Source organism: Mucilaginibacter sp. OK283 (assembly GCF_900110415.1).
GTDB lineage: Bacteria > Bacteroidota > Bacteroidia > Sphingobacteriales > Sphingobacteriaceae > Mucilaginibacter.
The window spans coordinates 468,260-480,549 of record NZ_FODR01000002.1 but is presented as its reverse complement, the minus strand read 5'-3'; the positions used below and the strand labels follow the sequence as shown (position 1 = coordinate 480,549).

General features: G+C 43.9%; 9 protein-coding genes. 5 read left to right on the top strand and 4 right to left on the bottom strand.

Annotated features, from left to right (window positions below; genetic code table 11):
- Window positions 1-332: 332 nt before the first annotated feature.
- The 3 genes from BMX56_RS06725 (at window position 333) to BMX56_RS06715 (ending at window position 2,574) form a co-directional block, all read left to right on the top strand.
- Window positions 333-1,223, top strand: a complete 891-nt coding sequence (locus BMX56_RS06725; RefSeq protein WP_090642838.1) for an AbiTii domain-containing protein — start codon at window positions 333-335, stop codon at window positions 1,221-1,223.
- A 16-nt stretch (window positions 1,224-1,239) separates the two neighbouring features.
- The gene (locus BMX56_RS06720) at window positions 1,240-1,449 is read left to right on the top strand and encodes a hypothetical protein (protein ID WP_090642833.1); all 210 of its coding nucleotides are present in this window, start codon (window positions 1,240-1,242) and stop codon (window positions 1,447-1,449) included.
- Window positions 1,450-1,590: 141 nt separating this feature from the next.
- Window positions 1,591-2,574, top strand: a complete 984-nt coding sequence (locus BMX56_RS06715; protein WP_090642829.1) for a KAP family P-loop NTPase fold protein — start codon at window positions 1,591-1,593, stop codon at window positions 2,572-2,574.
- Between the two features lie 1,565 nt (window positions 2,575-4,139).
- On the opposite strand, the gene BMX56_RS06710 is transcribed toward BMX56_RS06715, so the two are convergent.
- The 4 genes from BMX56_RS06710 to BMX56_RS06695 all read right to left on the bottom strand — a co-directional run bounded on the left by BMX56_RS06710 (window position 4,140) and on the right by BMX56_RS06695 (window position 9,960).
- Complete coding sequence (locus BMX56_RS06710) at window positions 4,140-5,486, bottom strand: sigma-54-dependent transcriptional regulator (RefSeq protein WP_090642824.1); 1,347 nt, start codon at window positions 5,484-5,486, stop codon at window positions 4,140-4,142.
- Between the two features lie 171 nt (window positions 5,487-5,657).
- The gene (locus BMX56_RS06705) at window positions 5,658-8,792 is read right to left on the bottom strand and encodes a hypothetical protein (RefSeq protein ID WP_090642821.1); all 3,135 of its coding nucleotides are present in this window, start codon (window positions 8,790-8,792) and stop codon (window positions 5,658-5,660) included.
- A 363-nt stretch (window positions 8,793-9,155) separates the two neighbouring features.
- Window positions 9,156-9,359 carry a YqaE/Pmp3 family membrane protein gene (locus tag BMX56_RS06700; protein WP_090642816.1) on the bottom strand — a complete coding sequence of 68 codons (204 nt, stop codon included), beginning with the start codon at window positions 9,357-9,359 and terminating at the stop codon, window positions 9,156-9,158.
- 61 nt (window positions 9,360-9,420) lie between these two features.
- On the bottom strand, window positions 9,421-9,960 hold the full coding sequence (locus BMX56_RS06695) for an acyl-CoA thioesterase (RefSeq protein WP_090642811.1): 540 nt from the start codon (window positions 9,958-9,960) through the stop codon (window positions 9,421-9,423).
- 342 nt (window positions 9,961-10,302) lie between these two features.
- Between BMX56_RS06695 and BMX56_RS06690 the strand changes: the two genes are divergently transcribed.
- Together BMX56_RS06690 and BMX56_RS06685 are read left to right on the top strand one after the other, a co-directional pair.
- Window positions 10,303-11,202, top strand: coding sequence for a LysR family transcriptional regulator (locus tag BMX56_RS06690; RefSeq protein ID WP_255369793.1), 900 nt, complete (start codon window positions 10,303-10,305; stop codon window positions 11,200-11,202).
- A 75-nt stretch (window positions 11,203-11,277) separates the two neighbouring features.
- Window positions 11,278-12,288 carry an NAD(P)/FAD-dependent oxidoreductase gene (locus tag BMX56_RS06685; protein WP_090642806.1) on the top strand — a complete coding sequence of 337 codons (1,011 nt, stop codon included), beginning with the start codon at window positions 11,278-11,280 and terminating at the stop codon, window positions 12,286-12,288.
- Window positions 12,289-12,290 lie beyond the last annotated feature (2 nt).

Here is a 12,290-nt window from a genome sequence, read left to right as displayed (position 1 = left end):
AGGCGCGAGGCAGGTATCCGCTGCAATCGTTAACGCGGGAGAGATATGATAGAAGAATAATTTTTAACGAAGGTGAAGTCTTTGTATTAGTGCCAATTTTAGGTGCCGAAATATTGGATGACTTGAACTTTACAACATTTTTGAAAAAATGTCTGTAACACAGACTTGTTCAGATTTCAGTATATTTGAAAACCTGAGCCATCTATATGAAAACATTTTGTTCAAGAGATAAAATTCTTTTTATTAAACGATTGTATATAAATTTAAACAAAACTAACCGGCTTGTTTAAACTGCCAGATTAAACCTTTTCGATTCTATTAAAAACCAGTTAATGATTAAAAGTCTTATTAATGATATTGTTTACGATAAAATAACTCTTAGTCAAGCATTAACACGCGCTAAGCTGATTGCTTTCAAAATTGATAATGAAACATTAAAACAGTGGGTAAAAAAAGAACTGGAAGGTTATATCCATGAAGATCCTCACTTACCAGTGTATAGAAGAATAAGATGCACTGTGAAAGCTACCCTGTCCGATCCATATGGAATGTACAAACAAACCGTACCTGTTAGTTTTGGAAAATGGAAAGAGTTAGACGACATCGTTAGTGTTTACGAGGCAACTCAAGGAATCGCAAGTATCGAAAATAACATAATTTCAATCACTGGTGATAAAGGGATCGTGGAATTAACCACTGATCAAGTATTACTTTTAAGCGAACTTTTAGAAAAACAAATAACATCAAATAAAACTGTTATCTCGGCGAGACAAGAAATTGGAAGAATACAATTATCAAACATAATTGATTTAACTAAGCAAAAACTTATTGATACCTTACTTGAGTTAAATAAGGAATTTCCAGATTTAAATGACGATTTTAAAATGACTGATGACGCAACAAAAAAAATCGAGAACATCGTAACAAATAATATTTATGGCAACAATAATCCATTGAATGTTGCCACAGGCTACAGTATTGAGCAAAAAAAATTTACATTTAACACAACGACCAACTTTAATGAATTGGAAAAGTTCGGTGTTAATCCAGACGAAATAAAAGAACTCGAAACTATTGTTTCTGACAACAAAGGCAATTCAGAAGCTTTCAAGTCAAAAATTTTCAAATGGTTAGGTGGAGTTTCATCGGCAGTAGCCGGACGTGGACTCTATGAACATATCCCTGCAATCACGGATTTCGTTCATACTCATTTAATTAAATAATCCAAATAGGCAAAAAATGAATTTATACAGATGGTCAGGATTCCCTGCAAGCAAAGACATCCAAGGCATTGCAGTGGCGAATAGCGTTGAAGAAGCAAGAGCATTAATTGTTGGTTCGTTTAGTAAAAATGAGCAGTACAATTCGATTCGAGAACATCTTTATAACAATGAGCCAACTGTCTATACATCTCCCGCTGGTTGGCTACAAGATGTAGGCGCTCAATAGGCGCTCAATATATATAATCTTATAAAATAAGAAAAGCGTCAAACACCTACTTAGTCAGACTTTGATTTAATCGTCGAACGACAATTAAGTTTGAAAGTTATCAAGATGTAAATAAAAACCTAAACTTGATATATATTAACCATGGGATTAAAATACACCGAAATCGAAATACCCAAAGATGATCCATTTAAGTTTTGTAAACTCAAAAGGCGACCATATGCTGAAGCGCTGACAAGTATCTTAAATAACTTCTCCGAAAGCTTCGTCTTATCAATCAATAATCAATGGGGTACAGGTAAGACAACTTTTGTAAAGATGTGGAAGCAGTATCTTTCTAATGAAGGTTTCAATACACTTTACTTTAATGCTTGGGAAAGCGATTTTGAAAGCGATCCTTTAGTGGCTTTAATGTCAGAGTTACAAACATTGACGAAAAAGTCGGATGCCACTTTTAAATCACTTATAAAAAATGGTTCAAAAATTACGCAAAAAGTTTTGCCCGCGTTAATTAAGGCGATAGCTGAAAAATATATTGAAACTAAAGTTATCACTGATGCTATTGAAAAGATAACCGAATCTACATCTGAAATTCTAAGGGATGAAATAAATGAATACGCTACTAAAAAGCAAGGATTAAAAGACTTCCGAACAGATTTGGAAAAGTTCTTATCCGAAAACAACAGTGATAAACCTTTAATTTTCTTTATTGACGAATTAGACCGATGCAAACCTGATTATGCCGTTGAAGTTTTGGAAAAGGTAAAGCATTTTTTCAACGTTCGAGGAATTATATTCGTCCTTTCTATCGATAAGATTCAATTAACTAATGCCATACGAGGTTATTACGGAAGTGAAAAAATTGACGGGATGGAATATTTGAGGCGTTTTATTGATGTAGAATATAACATCCCATTGCCTGATAGCAACTTGTTTATTAAATATCTATATGATTATTTAGACCTTAAAAGCTTCTTTAACTCTACTGAACGGTCTCAATTTCAGGAATTTCGAGATGAACCACAGACATTCCTAAAGTTTGCCAAAACGATCTTTCAGAATCCTAACCTAACATTAAGGCAACAAGAAAAGATTTTTACGCGTGTAAGCTGGTTACTGCTTCTCTAAAAGCAAATAATTATTTCTTTCCTACATTAACTTTAACACTTATCTATCTTAAAGAGTTTCATTCCGAAATTTACATTCATCTAAGAGATAGATCGCTTCCCCCTCAGGACATCTTAGATAAAATATCAACAATCTTTCTTGAAAAAGTTAACGAAGATAGCGTCAGAACTTTAATCTTAACTGAAGCTCAAATCGCGGTATTTTATAATAATTATTATTCTGAAATAAATTACAATTATAGAATTCAAGAAAGAGATAACCAAGGTGAAAACAGGCTTTTAATAAAGTCAAAAATTGATGCTGAGGAAAACAACACCTTTAAAGGCATGGTAGAGTGGATCTACAGAGAACATTATAGCTCAATCAAAATAATTATGATATTAGATCGGATCGACTTGTTAAACAATTTATCCCCCACTTAGCGGGTCTTTTGTAAAGATTGCGCCAGGAGGACTTGTGATCATTTTTCTTACAAAAAACTCTTCCCCCTTAGCGTAAGCATTTCGCAAAGTGCAGTGCAGGCCCAACCTGTAACCATCTTTACAAAGGCTATTCCCCTTCCCGTCAGCAGAACAGCTTCGGGTGAAAACGGGCAAAACAATGCGGGGCTGTGCGGCTGCAGGGCATAGGAAGTTTTTGCACGTGTGTGGGGCTAAGCGGGCCGGGGCAAAATAATTCCAGCCCAGGTTTTGCCCGTTTTGCAGGGCAAAGGCCTAGAGCGCAAAGAAGCATTTCTGCTGACTTGATTTTTGGTTACTTTGTATCAAGACAAAGTAACAGCCCTCCCGCGGCGAATGAGCGGGCCGATGCTGTCGGTTTCTACGAAATAATATCGATTCCTAAATAGTTCGCCCTGCATAGTTACGAGATTGCCACGCTGCGCTCGCAATGACAAAGTTTCATGTGGAACCAAATAGTTGCGCAAAGGACATGCGAGGATAATTTATGGTTCTCGTTTCCCAAAACATTACTTATCCCAGTCAGCAGAACAGCTTCAGTCTTTGTCTGAACCAGAATTACTTGCAGAATTAAGGAATTAGCAGAATTTTAGCTGCGTATCTTTCATTGCAATAAGCCCACGTTTTCCCGGGCTGTCAGCAGAACAGCTTCGGGCGAAAACGGGCAAAACAATGCCGGGCTGTGCGGCGGCGGGGCATAGGAAGTTTTTGCAGGTGTGTGGGGCAAAGCGGCATTGCAGCAGCCCTAAGTTTCATATCGGGGCAATACGAAAAACGATAAAATCATGGTTAACACATGTTAACCATGATTTTATCATAATACATTGACTATAAATGATTTAAGTAAAAACAAATCAAAATTGTGTTAACCTTTGTTAACCATGTTTGCTTACAAGTTCAGCTGAAAGCTGAAACCATGTTTTACCACGAGTTTAAACTCGCGGCAGCGGCGGCGCGGCGGCGCGGCGGCGGCGGCAAGTTTCATTTTCTGTCATCCTGAGCGATAGCGAAGGATCTATTGTACGCCATGCACAACCACCAGCAAAGTTCGCGAATAGATGCTTCGTTCCTCAGCATGACAGTGGGCAGACGATAGTTTTCCTCCCCTTATTCCAACCCATACTCCTTCAACTTCCTATACAACGTAGCCACCCCAATATTCAACAAATTGGCAGCCTCGGCCCGATTGCCATGGGTGTGGTTGAGTACCCGCTGAATATGGAGTTTCTCAACGGATGAAAGATCAAATGCCGAGATAGGTGCCCCTGCTTTTACCTGTTGCTGCTGAATTTCGTAAGGCAGCAGGCTCTCGTCCAGAATATTATTATCGGTGAGAATTACGGCGCGTTCAATTACGTTTTTAAACTCGCGGATGTTGCCAGGCCAGTTATAGGCTTCCAGTTTGCTTACAAACTCGTCGCTAAGCTGGTTTACCTGCTTTTTAACTTTCAGGGCAAAGTATTGCATAAAATACTCGCCCAGTAACTTGATGTCTTTTTTACGCTCGCGCAATGGGGGTAGCGTGATCTGGAAAACAGATAAACGGTAAAACAAATCCGACCGGAAATGGCCGTCGTTAATTTCGGTTTGCAGGTTGCGGTTGGTGGCCGCCAGTATGCGTACATTAACCTGGGTAGGTTTAGTATCGCCAATTTTTAAAAACTGTTGTGATTCCAGCACACGGAGCAGTTTGGCTTGCAGGTCGTGGTCAAGCTCGCCAATTTCATCTAAAAATATGGTACCGCCCGATGCTTCCTCAAACAATCCTTTTTTATCCTTAACAGCACCGGTAAATGAGCCGGCTTTATGGCCAAACAGTTCGCTCTCCAGTAACTCTTTGGTAAAGGCGCTACAGTTTACCGCCACAAACGATTTGGTATTACGGTTACTGGCCTGGTGAATGGCCTCGGCAAAAATCTCTTTCCCGGTACCGGTTTCGCCCAATAGTAAAACAGTGGTATCGGTTAGCGCTACTTTTTGGGCCAGCTTAATAACATCGCTAATGGCTGTTGATCTGCCAATCAGCCTATCGAACCCAAATTTATCGTTCAGTTTACTTTGCAGTTCCAGTACCTTTTGCTGCAGCAGGGCCTTATCCATGGCTTTACTTACCAGCGGGATTATCTTTTCGTTATCATCGCCCTTGGTGATATAATCAAAGGCGCCCGCCTTAATGGCCTTTACGCCATCGTTGATGGTACCATAGGCGGTAAGTACAATAACCTCGGTAGATGGGTATGCTTTTTTAATGGTATCGGTAAGCGTAATACCATCAGTATCGGGCAGCTTAACATCGCTCAAAACAACCTGGATATTCTCCTGCTGTAATTTACGCAGCCCTTCTTTGCCCGTACCTGCGGTAATTACCTCATGGCCTTCCAATTGCAAAATGCGGGCCATCAGGTTACGCAGGCGTTCCTCATCGTCAATAATTAATAGCTTACCTTTTTGCATCGGGGCAAATATGGGAAATTTTGGTGAATGGTTGATTAGGTTGGATTAAGTTGATTGAGTTGGATTGGGCTTAAACCTTGTGTGTGCGATGGGGCTTTTTTTTCCAAACCGGCTATAAAACACAAAAGCCGACCTTACGGCCAGCCTTTGCACCTGATAAAGCTATCTCAATCAGGGATATACCCTGATCTCGCAGATCTTATCGTCCTGTTTTTCGTTTACAAACACCGCTATCGTCCAGCGCTCTTTGCAGGCGCGGGATACCAGTTCGCCAACAGATTTTTCGGTGCATTTAAATAAATGCGGTTTGGTACAGCATTTATCCAGTGCAAAACCCTCCAGGTCGCCAAAGCAATTGTAAACAACTTCGCTTACCTTGCCGCTGTACTCCACCAGTTTTTCGTGGACAGCTATTTTGGTTGGCACACCATCCAGCGATGGTTTAACAGATACCGAATTGCCGCCAAAACCATCAACGCGCATGGCAACATCCCTAACGTATCTTTCCAGCACGGGGTACCAGCGGTTTTGTTGCGGCATGTTTTCCAGCCTCCATTTTAAAATGGCCAGCGTATTTTCTTCGGGGCCAAGCAGGGCTTTATCGGTACCTACCGGTATTTTAACCTGGAAGGTGCCGGTAATATACCGCCAGTTACGCATGGGCTTGCCCCTGCCGCCAACGTTAATGGCCCCGTGGCTCTCTTTGAGCACGGTAACAACATTAATTTGCTCGGGCTTGCGCGAGGTTACACGGCGCACCTTGATGTTAAATTCCTGGCCAACTGTTATCCCTTGCGGTAAATCGAGCGTAAACAGGCCGGCAAAATTTTTGCCCGTACCAACCGGGATTGGGATGTAGGTAACACCCTTGGTAACCTGGCATTTAATGGTGTTGGCATCGGCGGCGGCTAATAAATGAGTGCTGTACAGCGTTGATGCCAGCTGCAGCACATCGGCACTGTTAATTTGCGGCCAGTAAAGGCTGGCTACGCTGCCATGCGGCGTATTGCCCCAGTCAATCATCAGTTCGTCGGGGTAATCAAGCAGTAAACCGGGTGTGGTAGCAACGGCCTCGCTTGCGCGCATGTCAAAAGCCTGCGGGATACGATGTGTTTCGGGATAGCTTGGATTGCCCGATGAAGTGATCTGCAAATTGCGCTGTGCCAGTTTATCTGAATTTTCGGGGCTCATGGTTACCCCGCCTGAGTTGATGATAGGCGCATCGTCATAAGCAATCTCGGCTACAATACAGTGGTGTGTTCCGGGGAACTTGGCCTGGTTGCCGGCATCGTATACATCCAGGTAGCAGCCAAAATAGGCCCAGGTTTTATTGTGCCCCGCCGGGATAACTATATTGCGGATATTAGCGTTGGCTACCGACGAATCGTAATCATGTGTACCGGCGGCATCCGTAGCAAAAAAGGGAATAGTTTTAACGGCCTGGCCCGATGGATCTGTTATACCATCGCCCGACGCTAACGGGAATATGGGCTTGCCGTTATCGGCCCCGCTGGTTCCCAATGTACTTTTGTAGGTGGTTGCAGGCTGAAAATCGGTATCAAATGAGGGGGCTACAAAAAGCCGGAAAAACACCCTTACGTTATCGGCAGAGGCTAATGCGGCATCCTGTAAGCGTACCCGGGCAATGGCAAAATTGTAATTTTTTTGCGACGCCCCATCCAAAGGTGTAACCGACGAATCGCCGGTTTCGTAACCCGACTGGCCCGGCAGGGCATTTAAAGGATCAGCCGCACCCGGATTGGTAAAGGATGTGTTTGAATTCAAAAATCCTAAAAAGTTTTGAATGGAGGTGTACGGATCACTTGTAAATGCCGGCGCGCCCGAAACCGGGCTATGGCCCGCGCTTACCGAAAACACCCGCAGGTCCTGGCTCAGGTAAAATACATCGTGGGAATTTGAAGGATCGAGGTTAGTGAAATACGGATCGGCGCCCGATACCAGCTCAAATAAAGTGATGGCGCTTAACGTATTACCCTCAATAGTTATAGACGCATTCAACTGCTCAAATATGGGGGCCGAGCCTACAGCAGGGAACATACTTGTTGATGTGAATGTTACATCAAAAGGGTACCTGATGCGCTGTGGGGTATGCAAATCCGCAGGGTCCTCATACTCCACATTAGCCGGGTTTGGCGTAATAGTAACACCGGCAAGGCTATTAAATGCTCCTGACAGGGCCGGATGAAGGGCCGATGGCTGATCTTTGGTAACCTGGTCTTTGGTAAAACCTTCCAGTACCAGCCAAAATGCATCGGTAAATTTACCGCCGGCTGTCGAAATTACGTCGGCAACTTCATCTTTACCATAAGTACTTTTATCGGTTACAAAATACATGCCTTGCGTTACACCCCGGTAATACAAATAAACTTCGCCCGCGGGGCTATCGTTACTTACAATTACGCATTGCTGGCCGTTATCCGTTACGCTGTTATCGGCCAGCCAATTGATGTTGGCTTCCACATCGGTTACCGGCGAATTGGATGTTCTTAGCTTTATTTCGATATCGTAAAAGGCTGTCAAATCGGTATCCGGATAATCAGAAAATGCCGAAAATCCGTAACATTCAAGGGTTTCATTGGCCCATTTAAGCTCATCGATACCGGTAACTGTTAAGTCGGCAGTCGGATTGCCAATAAATGACGACAGGTAATCACATGTACCGCCCGATTGCCCTGTTAAAGTCATCACTCCCTGCAATTCATCGCCGGGGTTTACATTTACCAATGAGCCATGTAAAGCAAGGCCGCCCTGCCCATCAACATACCAATTGGTAATTGCCCAGTTGCTGCCGCCGCCGGCTGGTGAATTACCCCATTGTAAAACAGGTTGGAGGATAAACGGCCCCGAATTGGTTTGCTGGATGCCATTAAAAAGATAAACAAGCTGCCCGTTATCTGTAGCAGGCGCCGGCGGAACAACCCATTTTGAGCTGAAGTAGCTTATCGGGTTGCCGGTAGTATTAGTCCATTCGGAATTTATTATCCAGCCATCGGTTATAGGGCCTGGCGTAGCGCCGCCACCTAACTTATTTAAAGGCTTTGCCCTAACTACCCGGCTTTCTGATTGCTTATTATGTTTGGGTATTTCGCCAAAATCTTTAACCACTTTGGCAGTGGCCGTGTGGATCATTTTTAACCGGCCGCCTTCGCTGCTAACATGATGCCCCGGTTCAATATAATGAACCATTGATTTTGGACGTGGCCCGCCCGGCGTAATAACCATTTCTTCATCGCCGGCATTTTGTTGTACACCTGTTTTGCCGGCGTTTGTGTGGATCTTTCCCATAAGATAGATAATTTGGTGCCTACTCTAATTCCCTTTTCGGCTCACGGGTGCTACTCTGTTTAATGATGTATTACAGGTACAATTAACATCAAGGGATTTTTGCTTACTCCTGGATTATTTACGGGGTAAAATTAGGAGGCAATACAAAGCACGAAAAGAGGGACACTACCTGAGTGCACAGGTAGTAATACTAATTATTAGTTAAGTATAATTACGTAAAGGAATTTTTATTATCAAAAAGAAAATAAAAAGGAATAGCCGGGAAACCAGGAAACTATCCCGATAAAATACAACAAGCCAGGGCAGCCTGTTTAAAACATATTAAAAACCACTCGCCTAATCAACCATTCACATGAAACCCAATTACCAATATCGTGCCCTGCGTGTGGCGCGCATTAGCTGGCGGTGCCTGCGCGCATCATAATAATCGCTGGTGACCAGTATGGAGTGAATTACGCCGGGGATCCAGAAAAACAGGGTTAAAAATATATTGAGTATAAATGCACCAATACGGCCGGTTGTTAAAATGGCCAGCGGCGGAAATAAAAAGCACAGAAAGTATCTCATGGCCGGTTAATTTTTAAGTTGATATCCTTTTGACTCAGCCGGGCCGCAATTGTTACTAAAATTAATCTTTCAAATTCAGGGGCAATTGCTCGCCAAAAAACAAGGCTTTCAGTTCGGTTGCGTCGTTGGCCTGCATTTTGCCACCCAGTATTAACCGCAGCTGGCGGCGGCGAAGTGCGCCTTCGTACAAAGCTATTTCTTCGTCAGTTTCGGGCAATGATGCCGGCACCTGGGTTTTTTGTCCGTCGTTATCTAAGGCTACAAAAGTATAATAGGCCTCGTTGCTTTTAACTTTGGTCCCCGATGGAATATTTTGAGCCCAAACATCCATTCTTACTTCAACCGAAGTGGTAAAAGCGCGGGTTACCCTGGCTTCAATACTAATTACATCGCCCAGTTTAACCGGCGCCTGGAACGATACATTATCAACCGAGGCCGTAACCACAATACGGTTACAATGTTTTTGTGCCGATATGGCGGCGGCAATATCCATCCAGTGCAGCAGGCGCCCACCCATCAGGTTGTTTAATGTATTGGTATCATTAGGCAATACCAGTTCATTCATGATGGTATATGATTCTTTGGGCGATTTTCCTGTCATGGTGCAAATATAGGGAGAAGAGCCAAGAGTTAAGAATCAAGAGTTAAAGTGCGGTTGAAATTGAGCGCAAAGGCAGGGATGGGTTTCGCCGCACAACAGATTACAAGGCGACCTGACCGCCTGATTTAACCCCTACCTCCCCTTTGCAAGTGAGGAATCGTGCTATTCCCTTGCTCTTTTTAATATTTTAAAATCCAACAATTGCAGGTGTACCTGGGTGTTTCACCCCGTACCAGGGTGTTTCAGGGCGTACCAGGGCGTCTCAGGGCGTACCAGGGTGTTTCACCCCGTACCGGTACACACAGTTTCCCGGTTAAAAATTAAACCCTTACCTTTAACCCAATGATCTTCGATTTTCGGTTAAAGGTATTTTATACGGTTGCGCAGCGGCTTAGCTTTACCAAAGCGGCTAACGAGCTGTTTATTACCCAGCCTGCCGTTACCAAGCATATTAAGGAGCTGGAGCAGCAGCTTAATGTGCAGCTGTTTAAGCGCAACGGAAACAACATTGTGCTTACTACGGCCGGCAAAGTATTGGTACATTACGCCGATAAGATTTTTCAAACTTATAGCGCTCTTGAAACCGAACTGGCGCAGCTCAACAACATCGAGGCGGGAACCCTGCACATCGGGGCCAGCACTACGGTAGCCCAAACCATTTTGCCCAAAATATTGGCGCTGTTCAAGAAAACTTACCCCGAAATCACTTTCAACTTTATACAAGCCAATACCGACCAGGTTTCGCAAATGATTATGGACGAGAAGCTGGACATTGCCATCATCGAAGGCTCGTCCCACTCACCCCAGCTGGCCTATTCGCCATTTGCCAAGGATGAGATAGTGTTGGTAACCAGGGCAAACAATAAGTTATCAAAAAAGGCCGAAATAAGCCCGAAGCAGTTATTAGATATCCCCCTTGTTTTGCGCGAGGCCGGATCAGGTACCCTGGATGTGATCTACGATGCTTTGGCAAGTGTGCAGATCAGCCCCAAAGACCTGAACATCGAGATTCAGCTGGAGAGCAGCATCGCCATAAAACAATACCTTTTATACTCAGATACAGCTACTTTCCTGTCCATCCAATCGGTAGTAAGCGAGTTAAAATATAACGAGCTGAGCATTATCGATATAAAAGGGCTCGAGATTTTCCGCACCTTCCAGTTCATCCAGCTGCATGGAAAAAACAGCAAACTGATTGAACTTTTTAAACGTTTCTGCCTGGCCAATTATAACTTAAAGTAATCGGATATTACTTTATATCATTTGTTTGTCACCCGCTTTACAGCCACATTTGAGTGCTGAATTAAAGAGCAGGTTATGGAACATATTGATACTGATATTTGCATTATTGGCGCAGGGCCGGTTGGTTTATTCGCGGTTTTTGAAGCCGGGCTTTTAAAAATGCGCTGCCACCTGATTGATGTACTACCCCAGGTAGGTGGCCAGCTTTCTGAAATTTATCCGCACAAACCTATATACGATATCCCCGGCTACCCCGAAGTTACCGCGCAAGAATTGGTAGACAGGTTGATGGAGCAGATAGCCCCCTTCCATCCTACCTTTAGCCTGGGCGAACGGGTTGAAACCCTTAACCGGAACCACGATGGATCATATACCATCCAAACCAATGATAACACCACCGTACACTGCCAGGTAGTAGTAATAGCCGGCGGCCTGGGCTGCTTTGAACCCCGCAAGCCGGAGATTGATCGCCTGCTTGATTTTGAAGGCAAAGGCGTGGCCTACATGGTAAAAAATCCCGAACTATTCCGCGACCGTAAAGTAGTTTTGGCCGGTGGTGGCGATTCTGCGCTGGATTGGGCGATATTCCTCGCCAACGTAGCCGAACGTGTTACCCTGGTTCACCGTGGTGATACCTTCCGCGGTGTGCCCGACTCTGCCGAAAAGGTTTTTGAACTGGCCCGCGAAGGCAAAATTGATCTCATCCTGAAATCAAACGTAGTAGCCTTAACCGGCGAAGGCCATTTGCAGGAAGTAACCCTGCTTGATAGGAATAACGAGGTAAGCCATATAGCTGCCGATCACCTGATCCCGCTGTTTGGCTTGAGCCCCAAACTGGGCCCGATTGCCAATTGGGGCTTAAACATTAGCTTTTCGGCTATTGAGGTGAACACCAGGGATTACAGCACCAACGTGGAGCGCATTTATGCCATCGGCGATATCAATACCTATCCCGGTAAACTAAAACTGATCCTTTGCGGTTTCCACGAAGCCGCGCTGATGGCCCAAAGCGCCTTCAAGTACGTTTATCCCGAACAAAAACTGAGTTTTAAATACACCACCGTTTACGGCGTAACCGAATTTTAACC